Below are 25,634 nucleotides of genomic sequence, written 5' to 3'. Positions count from 1 at the left end.
TTTATGACGTGACCGTTTTCTGCATTTTTTGATGTGTAACCGGCATAATTTAAATTATTAAAGCCTAAACACCAAGTACACAGATAGTTCGAAGACATAAATGAAAAGTATAGGTTTGCTTTCTGACACCCATGGATATCTTGATCCCCGCATTTTTGAATATTTTGCCAACTGCGACGAAGTATGGCATGCAGGCGATATTGGTTCACTAGCAATAATTGAACAATTGGAAGCTTTTAAGCCGACCAGGATTGTCTTCGGAAATATCGACGACAAGTCAATACAGGTACGAACACAGGAAAATTTGTTTTTCGAACTGGAAGGGTTTCGTATCTGGATGACGCATATTGGCGGAGCTCCGCCGCGCTATAACCCTGCTGTTATGCCAACATTGAAAAACGACACGCCTGATATTTTCATCTGCGGACATTCTCATATTTTGCGTGTTATCCGTGACAAAGATTTGAAAAACATGCTTTACATTAATCCGGGCGCTGCCGGGCGAGAAGGCTTTCATAAGATACGGACACTTCTTCGTTTCAATTTACACGAAGGTTTGATCTCGCAGATGGAAGTGATTGAGCTGGGAAAACGTGGCGCTATCGAAGCCTGATTAAAAACTGTGAACGCTTAACCGTAAAAAAGTAAAAAGACCAGGTCTCGGATACCAGATCTTCTCATTTTTACTTATCAGACTTCTGTTATTCAAAAAAACTTACTTTCAAAAAGTAACCTTGACAACTTTTTTTTCGGTGCCTCTTAATAATTCAGCTTCTACCTGCTGACCTTTTTCATGGGCACCAAGCACTTCCATGTAGTCGTAAATCGAATTAATGTTTTTACCTGCCAACTTCGTGATGACATCCCCAGCCATAATTCCAGCAATTTCGGCAGGACGGGCCTTGGATACTGCATCTACTTTTAGACCTTTTCCGGAAAAACTATAATCCGGCATAACGCCCAGCGTAACTTTAAAATTGGACGTTGTAGCGCCCTGGTGCGGATTGCCGGCTGTAAGAAATTCCGGCTCAGTCTGCTCATTATCAAGATTCTCAACGATAGCAGCAATAAGATTCAAAATTTTAGCTTCTCCTTCGGAATTGATTTTTTCAGCATCGTCGCTGATTTTATGATAATCGCTGTGTGTTCCGGTGAAAAATTGAAGTACCGGGATATTTTTTAAGTAAAACGACGTATGATCAGACGCACCAACACCCGAAGAATCAATCGTGAATTTCATATTTTGCTTTTTGGCAAGATCAGGAACTATTTTCCCCCATGCAGGGCTCGTCCCCCATCCGGAAATAATCAAACCTTTCTCATCACTTAATCTACCGATCATGTCCATATTGATCATGGCTGAAATAGAAGCTAGCGGAATGGTCGGCGATTCTGTGTAATTTTTCGAACCTAGAAGTCCCAATTCCTCCGCCGAAAAAGCAATGAACAGAAAATTATGCTTTTCCCTGGTTTGATTTGAGGAAAAATATTTGGCCAGTTCGATCACACCCGCAGTGCCGGAAGCATTATCGTCCGCGCCATTGTGGATATAGTTTCTACTGTCTGGCGACAGAGAACCACTTTGATATCCTTTTCCCAAATGATCAAAATGACCGCCAATTACAATTGTTTTTTTAGCACCATTATCTAAAAATCCAACCACATTTCTGGCCGTCATCTGGTGGGCAACGCCATCCACTCCGGCTGTGAGTTGAAATGGCTGGAAATAGGTGTCATTTGTCCCCGCAGGTTTTAAACCGGATTTTTTGAACAGATCAGCTATATAATTTGCCGATTTAATTTCACCCAGCGTCGCAGTTCCTCTGCCCTCAAACGCATCCGATGCGAGAATATCAATATGTTTTTTAATATCAGACGCCGCAATTTTCTGCGCCTGAACAAGATTATTTGCTGCGAATATCAGCGCGATGGAAAAAAATGTTATTTTCATTTCAAATAAAAGCTTAATCCGGCTTTTCCGGTGTCGACAGTGCATCGCGAAATTCAGCAAGAAACTGCCTGACTCTGGTCAGCCGGTATATCAATAATTGAGATTCTTCTTTTCGCCGAAGCTGCTCCCTCGCTCCATTAATTGTTCTCCCCTGTTTATCCTTCTGGTGCATGATTTTCCGGATCACTTCAATGTCGCGTTCGGTATATCTCCGGCGGTTTCTTGAGTCTCTTTTCGGAGCCAGTTGCGGAAATTTCTTTTCCCAGAAACGTAACGCAGAAGCCTCGCAGCCCACGATGGCGGCTACTTCATTTGTGTCATAATAAAGTTTTGTGTTGGGTTCCATATCAATCCGGGTATCAGCAAATGTACTAACCTAAACCTGTTAATTATAATTATTCTAAACAATAAATCATGCATTTATTAATTCGTGCAGCTTTTTCGTTTAATTTACAAGCATTATGTAACTTGAATAGTTTCCAAGTAACTCTCTAAAATTAGCCATAACTTATCACATGAAAAATCACTACGTTATTTTATTTCTTCTGTTTTCAGTTGTTAGTTCCTACGGACAGAATGTTAACCGACTTACTGTCAACTATGGCATCGCCAGCCAAGTATTAATTCAAGAACGTCTGGAGGGCGCCGGAAGCCATGACGGGAAAGGAGGAAATGTTGCCGGACTTAGGTATATACACGGAGCAAACGGAAAGGTGGCGCTGGAAACGGGTTTGGAATATTCCAGATATAAATTTTCTACAACTCCCGCATCTTATCCGGATATTAAAATTTCGCCCATAAAAGAAAACCTGGAATTAATATCCATTCCGATTTATGCCAACTTTACTTTTGCAAAATATATGTTTATAAATGGCGGTTTGATAGCAGACTTTCAGATTAATAAAAAGAAAACCGATGTTGTAGACAGACAATCGGGCATTGGCCTTGGAGTAGGAATTGGAGGAAAATACGACTTCAAACGGATTACGTTTTCAATAAATCCATGTTTGCAGCAACATGCAGTTATCCCCTTCGAAAGTGCGAGAAGTCCACAACGGCTGTTGGAAGCTGGCATACGGTTTGGTGTTGGATATCATTTTTGAGCTTAATTTGCAGAATGGAAAGTACTGTTGCGATATCTGGCATTCTGCTCTATATACTGGTTCTGCTGCTGATTATAAGCTTTTTATTTATAACCTTTCTTGTCGTCAGATTAAAAAACGAGACGCATCAAAAAAGATTTTATAAAGAAAAACTGGATGAAGCAGATGTTCGGAGAGGAAATTTCGAACTTGAAACAATCAAGTCAAAGCTGAATCCGCATTTATTTAAAAACGTCCTGAATTCAATCCAGTCACATGCTTATCAGAGTTATTACGCTTTGGATAAACTTTCAAGTGTATTGGACTATATACTCTACGAAAGTGATTGCGAGTATGTTTCTCTAAAAGAAGAGACAGATTTTGCATTAAGCCTGATTGAAATTAATCGTCTAAAGGTAAGTCCGCTATTCGACTTGCGAATAAAAAACAGGATAGATCCGAACAGCCACTTGATCAATGCAAAAATTATCGCGCCTTTAATCACGATAGACCTGATCGAAAATGCTTTTAAACACGCAGACATCCAGAATGCTGACGCGTTCATTTCTATCGTTTTTGATCTATCTAAAACTGCTTTTTCGTTAATTGTTTCAAACAAAATTAGCGTCAAACCTATACTCCAAAAAGAAAAAAGCGGTTTTGGAAAGGATAATCTGAGAAAGAGGCTTGATCTGGTTTATCGTTCAAACTATATGCTGGAACACACCATTGAAAATGACGTATACATTGCTCATCTGAAAATTAACCTGCTTGAACACAAAGCTCAAATGTCTGCTGCTGGATGACGAATTGCCCGGACTAACGTATTTGCGGATGCTTTGCGAACAAATCCCTGGACTTGAAGTAGTCAAAGCATTCAACGATCCGCTGAAACTTATACAGGCCAGTGCCGACCTGGATTTCGATCTGTGTATCACCGATATCGAAATGCCGGGACTTAATGGCCTGGAAGTCGCACAATTATTAAAAGGAAAACCGATTATTTTCATAACCGCTTACAAAGAGTTTGCTGCGGAAGCCTTTGATCTGGATGCTGTGGATTACATCCGAAAACCGATACAAAAAGAGCGACTGGAAAAAGCAATATTAAAAGCTGCGAAATGGATTGAAAAAGGAAAAGCCGAAAAGCAATTTATGCAACTGAATACCAACAAGGGAAAAGCTCTGGTGTCGTTCGAGCAGTTACGATTAATCAGTTCCGCGGAAAAAGACAAACGTGACAAGATCGCTTATCTGGAGAATGGCCAGGAAATCACTCTGAAAAATATCTCCTTCGAGCAGCTTTTACTTTTACTCCCGCCTGACCGTTTTTGCAGGATCAGTAAGAAAGATATTCTATCACTGAAGGCTGTGAAATATTTTACGCATCAGGAGATCACGACCAATATCATATCCGAAAATTCCGACAGAGAGCTAGTCCTGTCGTTAGGTGAAAACTTCCGAAAAGACTTTCTTGAAAAAGTTTCCGTCTGACAAGGCTTATTTACTGTTCCGGTTTGGCCGGAAAATAAATCGTAAACTTTGACCCGATACCCAATTCTGAATCTGCCTTAATATGTCCCTTATGATTTTCCATAATTTTTTTGCAGATCGCCAGACCTATACCGGTCCCGGGGTATTTATGTGCGGGGTGCAATCGCTGGAAAACATCAAAAATCCGTTGTTCATATTCCTTTTCAAATCCAATTCCGTTGTCGACAAGTGAAATGGCATAATAAGACTCAGCTTTGTGAACCTTATCTGCGAGAATCGAGTCACCCTGTACTTCCTCGAGCCCAATAGTAATAACCGGCGGCGCATCGTGTTTTGCAAATTTCAACGCATTCGTAATAAGATTTACGAAAAGCTGATGAACCTGAAAGGGAATAACTTTTAAGGTTGGCAGCTCTGTAGCTGTAATAAATGCATTTTTCTCATCGATATTATCACGCAATTCATCCAGCACATTGTTTAATAACCCGTTCAGATCTACTTCTTCAAAAACTTTCTCTGTATTTCCAGTCTTGGAATAGGTCAAAATATCCTCGATCAAAAGCTGCATTTTTTCTGCTGCAAAACGCATACGTTCCACAGAATCTTTTACCTGGACAGACAAATCAGGATTCTCCCTATCAAGCACTTTGGAGGCAAAAATCTGAATTTTCCGAAGAGGTTCTTTCAGGTCATGTGTACTGATCCAGTTTAGATTAGCGAGTTCTTTATTGGCTGCTTTCAACTCCTCATTTAATATCCTGCTCTTATTTTCCTGCATTCGAACGTAGTGGAAGTTGATATGTTTTTGAAGCGCAAAGGTGAAGGCAGCCGACGAACTAATCTCTGCTTTTCTCCACTTGGCACTTTTATTTTTAACCTCTTCCAACCACAATTCAAATGATTTTCTGGGAGACAGACGAACAATTCCATCGTCATCAAGAGAGACGGCTTTGTGAGGATTTCCAGCCCAGTTAATTGTCTCCGGTCGTTCTGCCCGCAACCATAAAACACCATCCGGCGTACCGGCAGCGAGTGAATGATAAATTATTCCGGCCGCATATTTTGACAATTTTTCATACTCCGGGAAATAGTTGATTAGCTGATCCGTGTGAAAGCCAGCGTTTGGATATTTTTCTGATAAAGACATCATCAAAGGAGTCAACTCCTCCTCAGACGGTACTAACCCATTTTTATAAAACTTCCCTTGTGAGAATATCACAAAACCATGCGCATTTGCAAGGTTCAACAATGATTCTGACGTATGTTTTTCCCCAATAAAGTCCTCGTTCTCATGAAGCAATGCCAGAGACTTCAGAAGCGCCTTGTCCGACGCCTGGGCAATCTCGAACTCCTCTGCAACTTCCCGTACCGCGATTTGAGATGTAAGAAAATGACCTTGAAGCAAGGCAGCAAGCCTTGTGTAGTGCGGAATTATTTTGGGTCCATAGTGATGACATGCAATTAACCCCCACAATTTTTTATTCTTAATAAGCGAGACTGTCAAGGTTGCCCCAACACCCATATTTTTGAGATATTCAATATGGATAGGTGAAACGCTCCGCAATCCCGATAAGCCTAAATCAAGCGATTTGTTGCTTTTTTCTCCATTATCATTCAATGTAAAAATCGGAACAGGCTCGTAATTCACATCGGCGATCATCCTCAGAGGACTTCTTAAATAAAGTTCTCTTGCCTGCGCAGGTATGTCGGTGTGTGGATATTTCTGCCGTGCAAACGATACCAGATCTTCCCGTTTATTTTCAGCCACAACCTCTCCGTTATATTCTTCGTCAAAACGATAAATCATCACACGGTCATACCCCGTAATTCTTCTCGTTTCAACTGCGATATCATTGCATAATTCAAGCAGAGAACTATGCTGTTCCATAAAAGAAACGAAATTTTTTGTCTGACTAAAGAGATTTGGAAGATCCAGCTGTTCGTCAGGAAGCGGTTCTAGTTCCAGAATAACATTTCCCCCGCTGACGTTAATGGACGCGTTGTAAGAAATTTCTTCATAAATGAAAACAAAAGGCCTTGCCTGATCTGTTTTTTCGTCCCTCAGATAACTTACAAAACTGTCGTATTGATTTGTGCCGAAAATTTCAGCCAATGATTTCCCCAGCAACTTTTCGGGCGGAAGTTTTATAAAATCGTCACTATTCGCACTACAAAAACCAATCAGGTGACTGTCAAAGTTTAGCCCCAACAAAAATCCGTGTGGTTGTATACTTCCGGGAATATGGATCGGCTCGCTTTCGCAGTTTGACAGATTGACAACATCCCTGTTAACGATATCGGTAATATTCATCCTAAAAATTTATTTCTGCTTCGTTGAGCCACTTATCGATTGTGACGAATGTCTGTACCGCGCTTTCTATTATTTCTTCCTCACAATTTTCTTCAACTGCAAAATTTGACAATGATGAAATGAGTGTTTTCCATAACACTCCGGTTTTGGGTCCGTAACCCCAGAAATAGGATACCCCGGTTTCGTTGTCAATTCCTAGTATCTGATTGATATGTCTGTATAAAAATTTTCCTCCTAACGTAGAACCTTCCAGCACGTACATCACGCCCAAAGCCTCTGCAATGCCGGAAGTTGTGAATTGAAAAACTGGAATGTTATCAATATCCATTCTTGCAATTCCGGTTTTTGCCAGATCTTTAACGATCAACCCTGATCTGTAACGATATTCCAAATCGTAAAGGACAGACGCCACCTCCGGAAAAACGTCGCGCTCACACGCGCGTGTCACACCGTAAAGTTTGGCAATATAGGTTTGATAGTCAGCAAGCGTTACAGACGGATTCAGGATTGCTCTTGAAAAATTATTTCCTTCTAAATGTTTATGACTTTCACCTGTTTTATCTCTTAATTCTTTCAAAAACAGATCTTGCTTTTGCGTAGAAATAACTAATTCTTCCATGCTGCTGAACTTGAAATTACAAAAACCAACCCCCTACAAAAACTATTCCATCAGAGCGTTAAAGGCCCAATGGCTGATGATGCACGTAAATTTTAGAAAACCTGCTTGTTGAAATTATAAAAATTCCTTTCCTAATTTATCATTCCTGTTAAAATTTACGAACTCCTGTCCCAATACGATGATTATGATTTGAAATTTTTATTACAAAATTCCTCTCCGTTGTTACATAATAGGTTATTTCCATGCCTTCACACGACAATTACCTTGGCTAAAAAGATAAATTTGCCGGCGCGTCAGGCTCTGGCACTTCCGTCGGGCGTATTTACAATTACAAAATTAACACATGAAGAACATCAGAAATTTACTCTTTTATCTCTTCACAATCGGCCTTTTCTCTGGTTTGATGTACTTTATCATTGTACATGGAGAAACACTGGAAATTGGAAAAGTTACTGTTAAAAAAGTTGCAAATTCAACATCTTCCTGGCAACAATTTATTGATACCTATCAGCAAAATATTACAAGTCCGCTAGCCATTCTACTTTTGCAGATCATCACGATCATTGTGGTTGCCAGAGCTTTTGGTTATCTGTGTAAAAAAATCAAGCAACCAACCGTTATCGGTGAAATTGCAGCCGGGATTTTCCTTGGACCGTCTTTTATCGGTATGTATTATCCGGAATTTTCCAGCTTTTTATTCCCATTAAAATCACTGGGAAATCTTCAATTTCTTAGCCAGATCGGGCTGATACTTTTCATGTTTGTGATCGGTATGGAGCTCGATCTGAAAATATTAAAAAACAAAGCACAGGAAGCCATTGTAGTCAGCCATGCCAGTATCATTTTTCCGTTTGCTCTGGGCATTGGTCTCGCCTTTGTTATATACGAACGTTTCGCACCAGCCGAGGTAAACTTTTTGTCCTTTGCTTTGTTTACCGGCATAGCCCTGAGTATTACAGCCTTTCCTGTCCTTGCGCGCATCGTTCAGGAGCGTGGTTTGTCCAAAACAAAACTTGGAACGCTCGCCATAACCTGTGCCGCAACGGATGATATTACAGCATGGTGTCTGTTAGCCGCCGTAATCGCGATCGTCAAGGCCGGATCAGTTTTCAGCGCGATTTATACAATTTTGATGGCTGGTAGTTATGTATTGATTATGTTAAAGATCGTTCAGCCATTCTTGAAAAAATTGGGTGACGTTTATTCTTACAAGGAAGGTTTGACAAAACCGGTGGTCGCTGTATTTTTTATTACCCTTTTAGTTTCCTCTTATGCGACAGAAGTCATTGGAATTCATGCTCTTTTCGGTGCGTTTATGGCCGGCGTTATCATGCCTGCAAACCAGACTTTTAGAAATATCTTTATTGAAAAAGTGGAAGACGTAGCCCTGGTTTTACTACTTCCGTTGTTTTTCGTTTTTACAGGTTTAAGAACTCAAATCGGTTTGTTAAACGATCCATATCTATGGCAAATTACCGGACTAATTGTAACAGCAGCGGTGATAGGAAAATTTGCTGGAAGCACCATTGCAGCAAAATTTGTAGGCCAGGATTGGCGAGACAGCCTTGTTCTCGGCGCATTGATGAACACCAGAGGTTTAATGGAGCTGGTGGTATTGAACATCGGCTATGACCTGGGCGTTTTGACTCCTGAGATTTTTGCAATGATGGTGATCATGGCACTTGTCACGACTTGTATGACTGGCCCGGCACTCGATCTGATAAACCGGTTTTTCCCGGAAAAAAATATTGACTTGCCCGATTCGATTGTTGAAACAGGCAAATACACGATTCTTGTATCCTTCGGAAGTCCTCAAAGTGGCAGATCCATGTTGCGTCTTGCGCATAGTTTTATCCGGAAAGCTCCGTCAAATGCCAGTATCACAGCGCTGCACTTATCGCCTAGCAATGACCTGAATCAGTTTAATTCAGACGAATATGAGCATGATAGTTTTGAGCCGATCAGACAGGAAGCGCAGCAGCTCAATCTTCCTATGATCACGATGTTTAAACCGTCGCAGGACATTGACAGGGATATTATCGACACGGCCAATCTGGGAAACTTCGATCTGCTGCTAGTTGGTATTGGCCGCAATGTTTTTGAAGGTACAATCCTTGGAAAAGTTTTAGGTTTTACGACAAAAATTATCAGCCCCGAAAGGATTTATGACACGATAACAGGTAAAGAAAAGTTTTTCGATTACAGCGTTTTTGACGACCGCACCAAACATATTATCAAGTCTGTAAAAGTACCAGTCGGGATTTTAGTTGAAAAAAATCTGGCGAAAATTGAGAATATTTTTATTCCAATATTCTCTTTAAGCGACAGTTTCCTTCTGGTTTTCGCTCAAAAACTGATTCATCACAGCGATGCCCGTGTGATCATTCTGGATGCGAGCGGGGTCATTCGTCAAAACCCGGAATTGAAAGAAACCATTTCTGCGATTGAGCAAATTGCACCGAACCATATCGCATTGTACAACGAAAAGAAAATTGAAAAGGAATTTCTGGAACAACAGGATCTTATGCTGATCAGCCTCGACAGCTGGAAAAAAGCAGTGGAATCACATAGTTTATGGTTATCCTATTCGCCTTCGGTTCTGATGATCAGATCGTAATGAAAAATTCGATACATTTACTTGTTATCACTAACCCGTAAAAAGCATGGATCAACGAATCATTAACCTTTTCGATGAGTATACGCATAAGCCGTTAAGCCGCGACACTTTTTTGAAACGACTGGCAAATCTCGCCGGAGGAACAACGGCCGCTCTGGCATTGCTTCCGCTATTGGAAGTGAATTATGCAAATGCAGCGACAGTTTCCGAAACTGACGATGATATTATTACAGAGGACATAAAATATGATGGCGAAGGATCGCCGATGGGCGGTTACCTGGCCAGACCAAAAAAGCCGGGAAAATATGGTTCAGTTTTGGTGATCCATGAAAATCGTGGCCTGAATCCGCATACCAAGGATATTGCCCGCCGCATTGCCAAGGCTGGTTATCTTGCGCTTGCCGGGGACGCGCTCGCTCCTTTTGGAGGAACACCAACAAATGAAGATGAAGCCAGGGCACTTTTTGCAAAAATTGATGTTACGAAAAACCTAAACAATTTCCTGAAAGGACTTGATTATTTGAAAGCCAGACCAGATAGTAATGGAAAAACAGCCTGTGTAGGATTTTGCTGGGGTGGCGCTTTGTCTAACCAGCTAGCCGTTCATTCCCCAACCTTAAAAACTGCGGTAGCCTACTATGGTCGTCAGCCGGAAGTTTCAGATGTTCCTAAAATAAAAGCGTTTGTTCAGCTGCACTACGGCGGACTTGATGAAAGAATAAATGCCGGTATTCCTGCTTATGAAGAAGCCCTGAAAGCTGCCGGAGTGAAATATGAAGTTTATGTTTACGAAGGTGCTCAACACGCATTCCTGAATGATTCTGCTCCGACACGTTATAATCCGGAAGCTGCAAAATTGGCCTGGGAAAGAACAATGAAGGCGTTTAAAGATCATATCGCCTGATCATTATTTTTTATCAAATATAAATCGAAAAGCTCCTTTCAACAGTTGAATGGAGCTTTTTGTACTACTTATAATTTTTCAAAATTCCAATCTTTTCAACCGGTAACGTCTGCCAGCCGGAAGGTGTAATCAACTGCGAATCATCCGGAATGAAATGTCTGCTGTCCATCATTTTCCAATTGTATGGATACGTATCCATAACCCGATTATTTTCTGACCAATTAAACCACAGGTCCTCACCTTTCCTGGTCGTCGCCACCTTGACGAAAATATTGTTATCAAAAATTAAACGCTTCGGAACCGAAGGATCCTGCTTCCAATAATTAACCAGTTCAGGATATTTTACGGCGTACGGAGGCTGATCAAATTTTACAGCTTTCAAACGTTTATCGATCACGCCGTCTTTCGCCAGCGTCGCCTTCGACCAGTTTTGAAATCGGTTGTCGACATGAATTCCCAAAGGGCTGTCAATGAACAAATTGTTTTTATAACTTATATCCTGACCACCTCCGATCAACACCGGAATCGTGCCTGCTTTGTAAAAGATATTTCCAAACACTTCCATTCCGCTCGCGCCGTCATCGTGATAAATGGCCGACGTGCGATGGTTATTGCCAAAATGATGAAAATAGTTAAATCTTAACTTATGCCCTCTTTCAGATGGGTCACGTCCGTAATAAAAAGCTCCCTGGTCATCAATTTCCCGGCATACGTCGTAGATATTATTGTATTCCAAAACATGATCATTACCATGTAACAAAATTGCCATACTTGGCGCGTTGTATATTTCGCAGTTTAATATACTATTGCCTACCCCATCGATTCCAATCCCTGGCCGATATGATTTTTCAATACGGTTAAAATCATGGATCCGGCAATTTTCAATACTATTTCCTGCTGGTGTTAAACTTATCCGGTCGCCTCCGCTTAGCCTGATACCTCCTGCCCCGGTATGATAAATATGACAATTTACGATCCTGTTATTCCTGCCACCTTCCCGTTCAAAAGTTGGATTTTCATATAGATGCTGATCCACGCTGCCGATTAACTGAGACGCGGCTTTTCCACTTCCTTCATGTTTCTGATCTTCAAATGGCGCGATTCCCTTTCCGATTGAAACAGCAACAGAACCTAGATTTCTAAAAACACAATCTGTTATAACACAACTTTCAGAACGTTCCAGATAAACGCCAATTCCACGGGAAACTTCAAAGGAAATACCCTGGAACGTAATATTTTTTGAACCTTCTATCGAAACCAACGGCGTTTGGAGCATAGAAATATCCAGCTTGGAGATCAGCGTTGGAAGGAAAAAGAACAATAATCCCCTTTCCCGGTCCAGATAATATTCTCCATTCTGATCGATTTCCTCAGGAATATTATAGGCATACCAGCGGTTCCAGGCTTTGCCAGACAAGAATCCATAGATGTGAGGCTGCGCAGTGGTGAAGGTTTTTGCCAGTGTATCCAAGCTCGCAAGCTTTACCGCATCTTCGGCATAACCCACATTAAAGTACCCTGAAAGCCAGATGTCTTTTGTTTTTTTCCAGCTGGATGGACGATTAGTTTCATAAGCAAATTTTCCACCACGATTCGTCTGATCTCCGTCCCGCACAACTGATCCTTTATCAATAACTCTTCCCATCGCCATTGTCGAATCGTTGGGCCAGCGGGCCAGGTGGCCAGGATTTTCATTTATAAACAGTTCCAGCCAGGATGGTGCGTAAGGTCTTGCGAAACCCACGCTCCGCAACTGTCCATAATCCGAAATTCCCAACTCCCGAAGATCCAGTACTCCAATTTTATCCTGCACAAATTCAGGAAATTCATTTTTGTATTCTGTAAGACTCAGCCGCCTCACTTTTGTCGGATTGATTGAAACTCCGCCTGTAAAAATTACCGACTCACCTGCCCAGGGCTTAATCAGAATGTTTCTATCACTTTCGTTAAATTGAAGTGTCTTTTGAAAAATATAAGTACCACCTCTCACGAAGATAGTCACAGGTTCAATTTTAGAGCGACTATTCCCGGCGGCAGCCTTCGCCCTATCAATTGTTGCAAACGGGTTTTCTTTTGTTCCTGCGTTAGCGTCATTACCATTTAGTGAAACAAAAAAAGTATCAGCGGCCCAACATGCCGAGCTCATGATCAGGAATAATGTAAGAGCGAAAAGCTTGTTTAAAAGTTTACCGATACTGCTATTCATAAAGGACTTTTTTATACTAAAACCTTGTTAGAGACTGAAATTGAAACACAAAATTCGACCACATCAATCGTTTCTGCAACTTTACTATGCAGAAAACACTTGAATGGCTCAATAATTATAACGTCAGGAAAAATTAATCGATACCAGTATTTAAAATTTAAATCAAGTTCCTTAGCTATGTCCAAGCTTTTTTCTCCTCTTGAAATCAAGAGCATCAAACTAAAAAACAGAATTACAGTTTCGCCAATGTGCCAGTACTCTTCGGAAGACGGTTTTGCAAACGATTGGCACCTTGTACATCTTGGAAGCCGCGCAGTGGGTGGCGCGGGGCTGATCATTTCGGAGGCCACTGCCGTTTCTCCCGAAGGACGGATTTCGCCACAAGATTTAGGTATCTGGAAAGATGAACACATTGAAAAGCTTGCGCAGATAACTACCTTCCTTTCCAAGCATGGGTCAGTCCCGGGAATCCAGCTCGGACATGCCGGCCGGAAAGCGAGCACCGCAACCCCATGGCTTGGCCGTGGAAAAGTTAATCCGGAGGACGGAGGCTGGCAGACGGTCGGACCTTCGGCAATCGCTTTTTCTGACACTTATCCTATGCCTGTTGCTCTGGATCAGGAGGGAATTGACAAAGTGATTTTGGATTTTACCAATGCTGCAAAACGAGCGCTCGATGCAGGATTTAAAGTAATCGAAATTCATGCTGCACATGGATATCTTGTCCACCAATTTCTTTCGCCGCTGAGTAATCATCGAACCGACAACTACGGTGGAAGTTTTGAAAACCGGATCCGGCTTTTATTACAAATCGTAGACAGCATCAAGATTGTATGGCCATGTGATCTGCCGATTTTTGTCAGAATTTCAGCAACAGACTGGGCTGATGGCGGCTGGAATTTGGAAGAATCTGTAAAACTAGCTCTACAATTAAAAGATCAGGGAGTTGATCTGATTGACGTCTCAACGGGTGGTCTGGTCACTCATCAAAAAATTCCTGTCGGACCAGCCTACCAACTTCCTTTTGCTTCCAGAATAAAAAAAGAAACTGGTATACTTATTGGTACCGTAGGTTTGATCACTAATTCCGTCCAATCCGAAACAATTTTAGTAAATGGGGACGCAGATATGATCATTATGGCCCGCGAAATACTTCGTAATCCTTACTTTCCATTACAGGCTGCGCGAGAGTTGCACGAGGAGGCAGCGTGGCCGATTCAGTACGAAAGATCTAAACCGTAAAATCTATTTTAAGGATCTAAAAAAACATCCACAGAGACATCAATCTGTGGATGTTTTTTATGCTAATTATTTACGCTTTTCTTAACCGTTGTTGAGTCACCTTTCATATTGTGATCATTTTGATGGTACAAGTAGCCTTCTGTCTTATTTTCAGTCGTTTGCACTTTTTTATTATCTGTGCCCGTTTGCCGTGAGCAGGATGAAAGCATACTAGTCAGCAACAAAGAAGAAAGAACCAGGGTGGTTTTAATGTTTTTCATGGTAAAATATGTTTGTTGATTTAATCTATCTACCAGGCGAAACACAAAAAAGATACCAACCTGCAAAGCAGACAGATACATAGTTTTTGGGGAATTGCCTGCCCGCGTCAGTCAGGAATAATTTTTTAAAATACTCTGATGAACTTATAACAAAACACTTCATCAACAAACGTTATGGCTGATTTGATCACTTTTATGCAGGTGTTGGGTAATCTTATGATCGCTACTGTAATTTTAACAGCGCTGATTTTTACCACAGTTTATTACATTTTGGGGTATATGGTAAAAGAAATAAAATTGACACCTTTGATCAGAAAAGGTATCAATTTCAGAAGAAGATAGAGAATATTCGAAAAGTGAGGAGGAGACAACCTTGAATCACAATAAATTAGGAGATTAGTTTCTGTCTCAGTAAGAATTCCAGTTGGTTGTTAGCATCAATCAGTTTTTCGAGAAGATCTCTGTTTTTTTCACGTAAACTGAATATCTCGTAGGCATTTTTGATAATGATCCTTAACTGCTGCTCATCCCAAGGCTTATTCAAATAATAGTAAATGTGCCCCTTGTTGACTGCATCAATCACAGCTGTTATATCAGAATAACCGGTCAACAATATTCGTATTGGGTCGGTATATTCCTTCAATACTTCTATCAAAAAATCAACTCCTGTCATCTCCGGCATCCGTTGATCCGTGATAATAACATGGACTCTATTTGACTTTAAAACCTCTAATCCCTCCTTGCCCGAGGTTACTGTCAGTACGTTAAAATCTCTTCTGAATGCCGCTTTAAAAGAATTCAAATTATTTACTTCATCATCCACATAGAGGATACTAATTTTCTCGGGGCTTTCCATTTTTTGGGTTGTAAACTCTGAAATAAACTTATAAATTCATGTTTCTAAAAATACAAGATTATTTTCAAATTAGGTAATATTATTTCTACGGTAATTTTATTGTATCGTTGCAAATATATATGTTTGATCAGAAATTAACATACTATAAAAATAATAGAACAAATCCGCGGTGTTATTGTTAATTAAGCGACAGCATTATTACATTAATTCTTGTTTTAAGAACACGGTTTTCTTTATAAACTGTAACCTCACCGACTGAACTTTGGGATAACTTGGACATGTAATTATTGTTCTTCTAAAATTATGTTTAGATTGTCAGAGATATGCGACGTTTTATGAAAATTTCCGGAAAATAACCGCTCAACGCAAGCTTAAAGATGTATCAAGATTTAGAATTAAATGAAATCTATTTACCCGTTTTATTTGAATTGAGTAAGGAGTCTGACAGACAAAAATTCAACGATATTATTTCAGTTAAAACCGATAAAATAGTTCTGGATTTATTTTCTTCCCAGAAAAAAGAGCTTTTTAAGATACGGAGCCCCAAACAAAGACTTTCCCCGGCTGATACCGATGCGATATATGACAGCTGGATAGAAAACAGATCCGCTGAAAATGAGGGTATATGGGTTTATTATCCCTGGCTTAATAAAATGATCCATATCCTTGATAAAGAGGAATTTATTGAATTAAGAACCAGCCGTAATAAGTTTAAAATTACTCCATCTGAACAGACCAGTCTGTTTAGTAAAAAAATCGGGATCATTGGACTGTCAGTAGGCCACGCCGTAGCGCTTAGTATTGCAACTGAAAGGATTTGCAGCACTCTGAAACTTGCGGATTTTGATACCATCGAACTAAGCAATCTCAACCGGATAAAAACCGGAATACAAAATATCGGGCTCAATAAATGTGTTGTTACAGCGCGGGAAATTGCAGAAATCGACCCGTTCATAAATATTGAATGTTATCAGGAAGGGCTTACCGATGAAAATCTGGAAGCCTTTTTGCTTGAAGGAGGAAAACTTGACATTCTGGTAGATGAGTGTGACGGGCTTGAAATGAAGATCGCCTGCCGCCAGATGGCAAAGAAATACCAGATTCCTGTCGTTATGGAAACCAGCGACAAAGGTATGCTCGATGTGGAGCGTTTTGACCTCGAAGCAGATCGGTCCATTTTGCATGGATTTCTGGATGGCATACCTCCTGAAAGATTGAAAAATATAAGTCCGGAAGATCGGTTGCCACTTGTACTCAAAATAGTCGATGCCAAAAACAGCTCTTTGCGCGGGCAACTTTCGCTCATTGAAGTGGGTCAATCGATTAGCACCTGGCCACAGCTGGCAAGCGCTGTTACGCTGGGAGGCGGTGTGGTAACAGATGTTTGCCGCAGGATTCTTCTGGACCAATACAACGAGTCCGGACGATATTATGTAGATCTTGAAAAAATCATTGGCAACAAAAACGCTGCCGGTAAGTCCTTAGATGACCAAAATCCTTTCAATCCGTTTTCATTGGAAGATGCCATAAAAAAGGCTGATTCATTTCCGGGCGCTGACGATTCATACAAACCTGATTTGCAGGTGGTTTCCGATATTGTTGAAGCTGCCGGACTGGCTCCTTCTAACGCAAATGACCAACCCTGGAAGTGGCTTTACCGCAATGGACGACTTTTTCTTTTTCATGACGAAAAAAGGTCGTTTTCATTTGCCAACTTTTCAGATATTGCTGCCCACGTTTCACTTGGAGCGGCCTATGAAAATCTTCTGCTAAAAACAAATCAGCATAATCTGAAAGTAAAAAGTGAGCTTTTCCCTTTGCCTGAGGATAAAAGTTTGATTGCTATCATAGACTTTTACAAGGACGACGATTATCCGGACTTCGAGCCGATTTACGACCCGGAATCCGTTGCGTTTATTGAGAACAGGTCTTCTAACCGCAGCCTTTCTCAGCCTGTTTTAATGACGCCGGATGAAATAAAAAGTTTGGCAGAATCCGTCGAAAGCGTTCAGGGAGGAAAAATTTATTTTATAACAGATAGGGAAAAAATTCTAAGTCTTGGCAAAATTATTGGAGAAAGTGAACGTATTACTTTACTCAATAAAGCAGGGCATAAGGACTTTTATGAAAGGAATATCCGATGGACTCCCGACCATGCAGATCTGTCAGGAGACGGTATTGATGTTCGGGAAATGGGAATGATTCCTGCGCAAATTGCCGCTCTTTCCATTATTAAAGATCCGAAAATTGCAGAAGTTTTAAAAACAATCGGAGGTGCAAATGCGCTTGTAGATGGTGTCATGCGAACAGCCAGCCTGGCATCCGGAATTGGTTTGATAACAGTTAAAGGAACAGGTTCTGCTGATTATTTTGCTGGCGGAATCGCCTTGCAAAGACTTTGGCTGAAAGCAGAACAACTGGGATTTGCGATTCATCCCCTGAATGCTCCACTCTATTTATTTGCCCGACTGAATGCCAACGGTACCGAAGGATTGGATAACGACGAGGTCGAGATTATCAGGCAATTGCGCGCCAAATTTATTGATATCATCCCGGTCGATGAAAATGTGGCTGAAACTTTTCTCTTCAAGATCGCAAAGGCTGATAAGCCTGCCATTAAATCCAAACGCCTACCCTTATCCGAAATATTGTTTATTGACAACAAAGCATTATAATGGTAGCCAAAATCAGAGCATTCAAATCTCCGGATGACGTTGAAACGAGTCTGCGTTATGTAGACGGACATCGAAAAGTTTTAGAGTCCTATGGCGTTAAAAAAGTAACATCAGCGAGCATAGACTGGCTGCATGACCCTCAGACTTATGTTGTCCTTGTCGAATCGGAAGACGGGGAGAAAATATATGGAGGAGGCAGGATCCAGATCCGTTCGCACGAAATGAAAATGCCGATGGAAGACGCAATTGCAAAAATTGATACTGGAATTTATCAATACGTTGACAATATCGGAAGCCAGAGCGTTGGAGAGTTTTGCGGCCTTTTTAATTCAAAAGAGGTTGCCGGATACGGGATCGGAAGCATTTTCCTTGGCAGAATCGGCGTTGCCATTGCCACGCAGGTAAACGTTCAATATCTTATGGCTTTGTGTTCTCCTGCAACTTTAAGAAATTGCGCCCGCGTTGGATTTGAGATTATCAGAGAGTTGGGAAACAACGGTACATTTTATTATCCAAAAGAAGGATTGGTGGCAACCGCCCTTATCATCAAAGATATTGTTAATCTTCCCGGCGCACATGCCGAAGAAAGAGAACGTATTTTTGATCTGCGCGAAACGCCAAATCAGGAAGCGATTGAAAAGGGTCCTAAGGGAGAAATGGATATTATCTATCATACAAAATTGTAATTATTGAAACGATGAATTTCATCAGATTTGTTTTTTTGCCCTTGTTTCTCCTGTTATCTTTTTCCTTGAAAGCTGAGGAAATAGATTTCAGCGGAAAAGATATTCTGATTGGCAAATATCTTGAAATGGCGGAAGACACGAATAACAATTATAAATTCCCGAATTTTCCAAAATCAATAAAATTTGTTAGAAGTGAAGTTGAGACACCGAATCTGGGACTGAGCAAATCAACCTATTGGATAAAATTTACTGTTCGGAATTTAAGCGAGGAACCGAAGATATTTCTGGAACTTGCTTACCCTATGCTGCATTCATGTGAGTTATATTCTCTCGATTCAGGAAAAGTTGAAAACAGATCCATTCTCGAAACTTATTCTTTCAGTGAACGTGAAGTAAACCATCAAAGCATTGTTTTTAAATTACTTGTTGAAAAAAACACGGCTAAAACATTCTATCTCAAAGTTAAGGGCGGCAGGCAAGTTGTACTTCCTTTGATTCTGAGAAGCGAAAACGGCTTTTTTCAATCAGCGTTGTTAAGTGAAATTATTACCGGAATGTTTATCGGGATAATTTTGGTTATGATTCTTTACAATTTGTTCATTTATTTTTCAACACGGGACAAAAGTTACCTTTACTACGTTCTCTACATCTTTTTCATTGGCCTCGCGCAAACCACTTTAAACGGATATACCTTTAAATATCTGTGGCCGCAAGCCCATTATTTTAACAACACCGCGATTGTCTGGTTTTCTGCCCTGGCGGGGATATTTGCTATATTTTTCATCAAAGAATTTCTTCACATTTCCGAACGCGCGCCGATCTGGGGCAAGCTATTGTATGTGATCGTAGGAATATATCTGGTCGCCGTATTTTTTGCTATTACGGGCAATGGTATGCTAAGTTATCGTTTCGTAGATCTTGCCGGATTAACAGGTGCAATTCTCACTTTTGTAATTGCCCTTAAATTATCATTGCTTGGATACCGGCCAGCCAAATTTTTCCTACTGGCCTGGTCTATCTTTTTGTTGGGATTAATATTGTTTGTAATGCGGAATCTCAACTTACTGCAATACAATGTCTTCACAAACTATACCATGCAGTTTGGAACTGCTATTGAAGTAATTCTTCTGTCTTTTGCCTTAGCTGACAAAATCAACATTCTGAAAAAAGAACGGGAATTGTCGCAGGAACAAGCGCTCAGAATTTCGTTGGAAAATCAAAAAATTGTTAAAGAACAAAATATAATTCTGGAAAAACGGGTTGACGAAAGAACCGTTGAGTTGAGAAAATCAAATACTGACCTGAACGACACGCTGACAAAACTGAAAGATGCACAGTCGCAGCTTATCGAATCTGAGAAGATGGCTTCTCTGGGTCAACTAACCGCGGGTATAGCGCATGAAATCAATAATCCAATCAACTTTGTCAGTTCAAATATCAGGCCGCTTAGAAGGGATATAGACGATGTAATAGAAATTCTTGATTCCTACGACGAGATCCGGCAGATAGACTCTCTCGATGGGGTTCAGAAAAAAATGGTCGAAATAGAAAAGCTTAAAAACCACCTCGATCTGGACTATATTAAAACCGAGCTTGGGCTATTACTAACCGGAATGGAAGACGGTGCCCGCCGCACAGTGGAAATAGTAAAGGGGTTGAAAGTTTTCTCAAGAGTAGATGAATCCGATCTTAACTTTGTTAATATAAACGAAGGCATTGAATCCACGCTGGTTATTTTAAATTATCAGATGGGTACAAACCTTCAACTGATCAAAGACCTCGGAAGTATCCCCAATGTCGAGTGTTATGGCGGTAAAATGAATCAGGTTTTTATGAACATTCTGACCAATTCAATTTATGCGGTCCAGAAAGATGAATTACCAGATAGAAAACCAACTATCTGGGTTCGTACCTTCTTAAAAGACAGTGAACATGTTACTGTTTCAATCAGAGATAATGGAACTGGTATGACTCCGGAGGTAAAAGCCAAAATTTACGATCCGTTTTTTACCACTAAAGATGTTGGCGAAGGCACCGGATTAGGATTATCTATAGTTTTTAAAATTATTGAGGTACATTACGGCACAATTGAAGTAATATCCGAAGTCAACAAGGGAACTGAATTTGTGATAACGCTTCCTATAACAAAGAAATTAGCCCTTTCATAATAAATGAGTGACAGCAAAATACGTATTTTATACATAGACGACGAGGAACATAATCTGCAATCGTTTAAGGCATCATTCCGGAGACAATACGATATCACTACAACTGTTTCGGTTGTGGAGGCTGAAGAAATCATGGAAAAGGAAGAATTTCATGTTATCCTTGCTGACCAAAGAATGCCGGGTATGACCGGAGTTCAGTTTTTCGAGAAAATAAGAAGCAAATTTCCTGAATCGATCCGGATTTTAATTACTGGTCATACGGACATAAGCGCTGCGATTGACGCGATTAACAAAGGTGAAGTTTTCAGGTTTATTGACAAACCCTGGGACTATACCTACGTTGAAAATGCTATCACGCATGCATTTGATATCTATAAAACCCGTGCGGAGCTAAAACAGAGAAATCTGGATTTGCAAAAGGCGTATGAAGAGCTTGATAAATTTGTTTACAGTGCATCGCACGATTTACGCGCTCCTTTAATGTCTGTGCTGGGAATAGTGAACCTGGCTCTGATGGAAGAAGATGTTCAGTCGCAAAACGAATACCTTGATCTGATCAAGCAATCCGTCAAAAAACTGGATACTTTTATTATTAACATCATTGATTATTACAAAAACGCGAGAGGAATTCAGGCAATCACAGAAATTGATTTCAATCAGCTTGTTAATGATGTAACGGAGGCGATTAAATTTCTGCCGGAATTTGGTAAAATCAATATGATTACCAATATTAACCAGACAGGAGTTTTTTATTCAGATGCGATGAAACTGCGGATCATCTTCAATAATTTGATTACGAACGCGGTAAAGTTTCAGGATGCCAGGAAAGAAAACCCTTTTATTAAACTGGACATCTACGCGACGCCGCAGCACACGAAAATCACTTTTGAGGACAACGGATTAGGTATTAAAAAAGACGATATAGAAAAGATTTTTAAAATGTTTTATCGTGCAGGCGCAACAAATAGTGGTTCAGGGATAGGACTTTACATAGTTCATGAAGCCATTACGAAGCTACAAGGTACAATTAATGTCACTTCGACCGTAGGTGAAGGAAGTATTTTTGAGATAAATATTCCTTCAGTAAATAAATAGAAATTATGACCAGTCAATTTGATTTTATCTTAATTGATGATAGCGCTTTTGATTTATTTATTTATGAAAAATTAATATTAAAAAGCGGTATTGGTAATTCCGTGCGCCCCTTCAATTCCGCTCAGGATGCGCTGGAATATCTGACAGGCCAAGGCGAAAGATTGCCTAAAACAATTATCTTACTGGATTTGCAAATGCCCGGAATGAACGGGTTTGAGTTTATAGACCAGTTTGATATGCTCCCAGAGACTTTAAAAAGTCAAATCAGGATCTATATGTTGTCCTCTACTATTGACACACGCGATATCGAAAAAGCAAAAGCAAGCATACACATTCTGGAATTGCTATCCAAACCTTTGGAAATTACAACTTTGAAGGCTATTCTTAAAGATTGAAATTTAATTTTTCCTCTTAATTTCAGCCAACTATCTCTTTCAAAGACACGAGCTTCTGATCTTAGATTTTTCCTATTCCGGGATATTCCCAAACTGTATCTTTATTCAACAATTCGGATACTGTGTGTTCCAGGAAAATATCTTGAATCGTAAAATTTCGATAACAATTTCTACTTAAAATGTAATTATTAAGTGACAAATAACTCATTTGTCTAAACAGGTATGTTTTTTGTCCTAAATGGCTTAAATATATCAACCTTAACTTCCATAACCCGGCATGAAAACTGACAGCCAAACGTTAACAGAAATTAAAAAACTTCACGACCAATACGTTAGAGAGGTAGAATTTAGCGGAATAAAACCTCTTTCTATGGAGATTTACAAATCGCACTCTAAAAATTTTGTTAGATGGATAGGAGGTGATTTTGTACCAGGCGCTAAACTTAAAAAACCTGTTTCACAGCCTGTAGAGCAGTCATAAGATCAACTTTTATAAAACGTTTCATTTCGCTGGTATTTATTAATTTGTAACAAAAGCACCACCTGAAAATACCATTTGTAAATAGATATTTTCAATTTCTTTAATTAGCTTTGAAATAAGTTACGATAATAATTACAAGAAATTTTAATACCAGAATCATGATACTCGCAGTGCTTAACTTTTTGAAAGGACGTTTTGATAAAGATTCAATCCAGGCAGCGAAATCCAGCGAAAAACGCATGACACGCCAGGAAGCATTCCAACAGATGCGCGAATTGGCAAAGAAGAAATAGTTATTAATGGTTAATTGTTAATGATTAAGGGTTAATGATGGCCTGAAGGCAAACATTAACCCTTAACAATTAATAATTAACAATTACTCCTGTCCATAATAGGCATTTTTTCCATGTTTTCTGAAAAAGTGTTTGTCGATCAAGGATTGTTTGATAGTGGGACAGCCCGGGTTAATTTGTAACGTCAGGAATGCCATTTTCGCGATTTCTTCAAGCACAACAGCATTGTAAACTGCTTTTGCCGGATCTTTGCCCCATGTAAACGGTCCATGACAAGCTACCAGTACCATTTCCACTTCTTCCGGACTTAGTCCTTCTTGTCTAAAAAGATCCAGAATCTGATTCCCGGTTTCATGTTCGTAATCATTTTGAATCATTTCATCTGACATTACTTCGGTTACCGGCACTGGCGCAACCAGGTGATCGGCGTGTGTTGTTCCAAGATTGGGAATGGCACGTTTCGCCTGGGCCCATGCTACTGCGTATGTTGAATGCGTGTGACAAACTCCGCCGATCGAAGGGAAATTCTTATACAAAAGTGTATGAGTTTTTGTGTCCGAAGAAGGCCTCATTGAACCTTCAACCAGCACGTTATCCAAATCAACAATAACGATGTCCCCGACTTTCAATTTTCGGTAAGGAACTCCGCTTGGCTTTATGGCCACTACGCCTGCAGCACGGTCGACACCACTGACATTTCCGAAAGTGACAATAGCCAGCTCTTCTTTTGGAATTTCCATATTGGCCTCATAGACCAGTTCTTTCAGATACGTATATGCCATTGCAAAATATTTAAATGACGATATTTATTTAAAGGAAGCCTCGCTCCAACGCAACTCATTTTTGAACTGGCGAAGATTGGTATTCTTGTCAATCACAACCAACTCCACCCCTACCATTTCAGCAAAAGTTTCAATATGATCCGTTGTCAGATTCTGGCTGTAAACTGTATGATGTGCTCCTCCGGCATAAATCCAGGCCGCACAGCCTGTTTTCATATCCGGTGCGGGTTTCCAAAGTGCTCTGGCAACTGGTAGTTTTGGCAGTGCTTCTTCAACTGCGACGGCTTCCACTTCGTTCACCAAAAGTCTGAACCGATTACCCATATCGATCAGTGAAACGTTGATTGCGGGACCTGCTGGCGCATTAAACACAAGGCGAACCGGATCCTCCTTTCCACCTATTCCAAGCGGATGAATCTCACAGGACGGCTTTCCTTCGGCGATACTTGGGCAGATTTCCAACATGTGTGAGCCCAATACCAGATTATTTGCAGGGTTAAAATGATACGTATAGTCCTCCATGAAAGAACTGCCGCCAGGAAGTCCGCTACCCATTACTTTGAGCGCACGAACCATTGCAGAAGTTTTCCAATCGCCTTCTCCGGCATAGCCATAACCCGCAGCCATCATACGCTGAGATCCGATTCCTGGCAATTGTTTCATGCCATATAGATCTTCAAAGGTGTTGGTATAACCTTTAAATCCGCCGTCCTGAAGAAAATATTTCATCCCCAATTCTATACGGGCAGCGTCCTGCAAAGCATAAAACTGGTCGCCACCTTTCCGAAGAGAAGAGACAAGGCTATATGCATTTTCATATTCCTCCGTCAACTGGTTGACTGCGTCGTCGGAAACCTGATTGATCACAGAAACAAGATCGCCAACAGCATAAGTATTGACAGAAAATCCAAATGCCATTTCCGCTGCAACTTTGTCTCCGTCCGTCACTGCAACCTGGCGCATGTTATCTCCAAAACGTGCAAACTTTGCTCCTTTCAGATCTTGTCGTGCGGCAGCGACCCGTGTCCAATCGGCGATAGAAGTAATAACATCAATTTGCTGCCAATGCCCTACCACTACTTTTCTGTTCAGTCGCATTCGGGTCATGATAAAACCAAACTCTCTGTCGCCGTGGGCAGATTGATTCAGGTTCATAAAATCCATATCAATAATCGCCCACGGAATATCGCGGTTGTATTGCGTATGAAGATGTAACAAAGGTTTTTGAAGAATTTGCAAACCACGAATCCACATCTTCGCAGGCGAAAACGTATGCATCCAGGCCACAATCCCTATACAATTTTCAGTAATATTTGCATCCTGACATATTTTATAAATTTCTTCAGAAGACTTAACGACCGGTTTAAAAATAACACGTACCGGAATTTCTGATTTTTCGTCAAAAAACTGACTGATAATTTTTGAATGTTCATCAACCTGACGAAGTGTTTCTTCTCCGTACAGATCCTGGCTGCCAGTGACAAACCAAATTTCAAATTGTTTTAAATCCAACATCG

24 protein-coding genes are annotated in these 25,634 nt (G+C 40.5%); 15 read left to right on the top strand and 9 right to left on the bottom strand.

The genetic code is table 11. From position 1 onward, the window contains the following. Window positions 1-100 precede the first annotated feature (100 nt). Window positions 101-613 (top strand): metallophosphoesterase, encoded by a 513-nt coding sequence (locus L0657_RS04390; RefSeq protein ID WP_235149178.1) that lies wholly within the window; start codon window positions 101-103, stop codon window positions 611-613. Between the two features lie 108 nt (window positions 614-721). Here the strand turns inward: L0657_RS04390 and L0657_RS04385 are convergent, their stop codons facing one another. Further along, the gene (locus L0657_RS04385) at window positions 722-1,951 is read right to left on the bottom strand and encodes a M20/M25/M40 family metallo-hydrolase (protein WP_235149177.1); all 1,230 of its coding nucleotides are present in this window, start codon (window positions 1,949-1,951) and stop codon (window positions 722-724) included. 13 nt (window positions 1,952-1,964) lie between these two features. Further along, on the bottom strand, window positions 1,965-2,297 hold the full coding sequence (locus L0657_RS04380; RefSeq protein WP_235149176.1) for a MerR family transcriptional regulator: 333 nt from the start codon (window positions 2,295-2,297) through the stop codon (window positions 1,965-1,967). A gap of 169 nt (window positions 2,298-2,466) precedes the next feature. Here L0657_RS04380 and L0657_RS04375 point away from each other — a divergent pair, with 169 nt between their 5' ends. Genes L0657_RS04375 through L0657_RS04365 form a run of 3 tightly spaced genes read left to right on the top strand, consistent with a single transcriptional unit; the run spans window position 2,467 to window position 4,527 of the window. Next, a complete protein-coding gene (locus L0657_RS04375) occupies window positions 2,467-3,054 on the top strand; it encodes a hypothetical protein (RefSeq protein WP_235149175.1) in 588 nt (195 codons plus the stop codon). A 14-nt stretch (window positions 3,055-3,068) separates the two neighbouring features. After that, a complete protein-coding gene (locus L0657_RS04370; RefSeq protein ID WP_235149174.1) occupies window positions 3,069-3,839 on the top strand; it encodes a sensor histidine kinase in 771 nt (256 codons plus the stop codon). After that, complete coding sequence (locus L0657_RS04365; protein WP_235149173.1) at window positions 3,805-4,527, top strand: LytTR family DNA-binding domain-containing protein; 723 nt, start codon at window positions 3,805-3,807, stop codon at window positions 4,525-4,527. Before L0657_RS04370 ends, L0657_RS04365 begins: the two co-directional genes overlap by 35 nt. 10 nt (window positions 4,528-4,537) lie before the next feature. Here the strand turns inward: L0657_RS04365 and L0657_RS04360 are convergent, their stop codons facing one another. Together L0657_RS04360 and L0657_RS04355 are read right to left on the bottom strand one after the other, a co-directional pair. After that, complete coding sequence (locus L0657_RS04360; RefSeq protein ID WP_235149172.1) at window positions 4,538-6,838, bottom strand: ATP-binding protein; 2,301 nt, start codon at window positions 6,836-6,838, stop codon at window positions 4,538-4,540. Between the two features lies 1 nt (window position 6,839). Then, window positions 6,840-7,457 (bottom strand): biliverdin-producing heme oxygenase, encoded by a 618-nt coding sequence (locus tag L0657_RS04355; RefSeq protein WP_235149171.1) that lies wholly within the window; start codon window positions 7,455-7,457, stop codon window positions 6,840-6,842. Window positions 7,458-7,800: 343 nt separating this feature from the next. Here L0657_RS04355 and L0657_RS04350 point away from each other — a divergent pair, with 343 nt between their 5' ends. Continuing rightward, entirely contained in the window at window positions 7,801-10,074 is a 2,274-nt protein-coding gene (locus tag L0657_RS04350) for a cation:proton antiporter (RefSeq protein ID WP_235149170.1), read from the top strand. 46 nt (window positions 10,075-10,120) lie between these two features. Continuing rightward, window positions 10,121-10,978, top strand: coding sequence for a dienelactone hydrolase family protein (locus L0657_RS04345; RefSeq protein ID WP_235149169.1), 858 nt, complete (start codon window positions 10,121-10,123; stop codon window positions 10,976-10,978). A gap of 64 nt (window positions 10,979-11,042) precedes the next feature. On the opposite strand, the gene L0657_RS04340 is transcribed toward L0657_RS04345, so the two are convergent. Further along, window positions 11,043-13,184, bottom strand: coding sequence for a right-handed parallel beta-helix repeat-containing protein (locus L0657_RS04340; protein WP_235149168.1), 2,142 nt, complete (start codon window positions 13,182-13,184; stop codon window positions 11,043-11,045). A 177-nt stretch (window positions 13,185-13,361) separates the two neighbouring features. Between L0657_RS04340 and namA the strand changes: the two genes are divergently transcribed. Beyond that, window positions 13,362-14,426: an NADPH dehydrogenase NamA gene (namA, locus tag L0657_RS04335; RefSeq protein WP_235149167.1), complete on the top strand. Its 1,065-nt coding sequence runs from the start codon at window positions 13,362-13,364 to the stop codon at window positions 14,424-14,426. Window positions 14,427-14,488: 62 nt separating this feature from the next. Here namA and L0657_RS04330 read toward each other — a convergent pair whose 3' ends face one another. Then, a complete protein-coding gene (locus tag L0657_RS04330) occupies window positions 14,489-14,767 on the bottom strand; it encodes a hypothetical protein (protein WP_235149166.1) in 279 nt (92 codons plus the stop codon). 93 nt (window positions 14,768-14,860) lie between these two features. On the opposite strand from L0657_RS04330, the gene L0657_RS04325 reads away from it, so the two are divergent. After that, window positions 14,861-15,028: a hypothetical protein gene (locus L0657_RS04325; RefSeq protein ID WP_235149165.1), complete on the top strand. Its 168-nt coding sequence runs from the start codon at window positions 14,861-14,863 to the stop codon at window positions 15,026-15,028. Between the two features lie 46 nt (window positions 15,029-15,074). On the opposite strand, the gene L0657_RS04320 is transcribed toward L0657_RS04325, so the two are convergent. Continuing rightward, on the bottom strand, window positions 15,075-15,542 hold the full coding sequence (locus tag L0657_RS04320) for a response regulator (protein ID WP_235149164.1): 468 nt from the start codon (window positions 15,540-15,542) through the stop codon (window positions 15,075-15,077). A gap of 377 nt (window positions 15,543-15,919) precedes the next feature. Between L0657_RS04320 and L0657_RS04315 the strand changes: the two genes are divergently transcribed. The 7 genes from L0657_RS04315 (at window position 15,920) to L0657_RS27835 (ending at window position 23,335) form a co-directional block, all read left to right on the top strand. Continuing rightward, window positions 15,920-18,217 (top strand): Rv1355c family protein, encoded by a 2,298-nt coding sequence (locus tag L0657_RS04315; protein WP_235149163.1) that lies wholly within the window; start codon window positions 15,920-15,922, stop codon window positions 18,215-18,217. Then, window positions 18,217-18,903 carry a hypothetical protein gene (locus L0657_RS04310; RefSeq protein ID WP_235149162.1) on the top strand — a complete coding sequence of 229 codons (687 nt, stop codon included), beginning with the start codon at window positions 18,217-18,219 and terminating at the stop codon, window positions 18,901-18,903. The genes L0657_RS04315 and L0657_RS04310 overlap by 1 nt, the downstream gene beginning before the upstream one ends. Before the next feature lie 11 nt (window positions 18,904-18,914). Then, entirely contained in the window at window positions 18,915-21,071 is a 2,157-nt protein-coding gene (locus tag L0657_RS04305; RefSeq protein WP_235149161.1) for a 7TM diverse intracellular signaling domain-containing protein, read from the top strand. Between the two features lie 3 nt (window positions 21,072-21,074). After that, window positions 21,075-22,166: a hybrid sensor histidine kinase/response regulator gene (locus L0657_RS04300; RefSeq protein ID WP_235149160.1), complete on the top strand. Its 1,092-nt coding sequence runs from the start codon at window positions 21,075-21,077 to the stop codon at window positions 22,164-22,166. Window positions 22,167-22,171: 5 nt separating this feature from the next. Next, a complete protein-coding gene (locus L0657_RS04295) occupies window positions 22,172-22,561 on the top strand; it encodes a two-component system response regulator (protein ID WP_235149159.1) in 390 nt (129 codons plus the stop codon). Between the two features lie 277 nt (window positions 22,562-22,838). Further along, window positions 22,839-23,042, top strand: coding sequence for a hypothetical protein (locus L0657_RS04290; RefSeq protein ID WP_235149158.1), 204 nt, complete (start codon window positions 22,839-22,841; stop codon window positions 23,040-23,042). Between the two features lie 158 nt (window positions 23,043-23,200). Then, window positions 23,201-23,335, top strand: a complete 135-nt coding sequence (locus L0657_RS27835) for a hypothetical protein (protein WP_255717737.1) — start codon at window positions 23,201-23,203, stop codon at window positions 23,333-23,335. An 83-nt stretch (window positions 23,336-23,418) separates the two neighbouring features. Here the strand turns inward: L0657_RS27835 and L0657_RS04285 are convergent, their stop codons facing one another. Together L0657_RS04285 and araA are read right to left on the bottom strand one after the other, a co-directional pair. Beyond that, complete coding sequence (locus tag L0657_RS04285) at window positions 23,419-24,117, bottom strand: L-ribulose-5-phosphate 4-epimerase (protein ID WP_235149157.1); 699 nt, start codon at window positions 24,115-24,117, stop codon at window positions 23,419-23,421. A gap of 24 nt (window positions 24,118-24,141) precedes the next feature. Beyond that, a complete protein-coding gene (araA, locus tag L0657_RS04280; RefSeq protein ID WP_235149156.1) occupies window positions 24,142-25,632 on the bottom strand; it encodes an L-arabinose isomerase in 1,491 nt (496 codons plus the stop codon). Window positions 25,633-25,634 lie beyond the last annotated feature (2 nt).

The sequence above is a fragment of the Dyadobacter sp. CY345 genome (assembly GCF_021502725.1).
GTDB lineage: Bacteria > Bacteroidota > Bacteroidia > Cytophagales > Spirosomataceae > Dyadobacter.
This window is presented reverse-complemented; position numbering and strand designations above follow the sequence as displayed.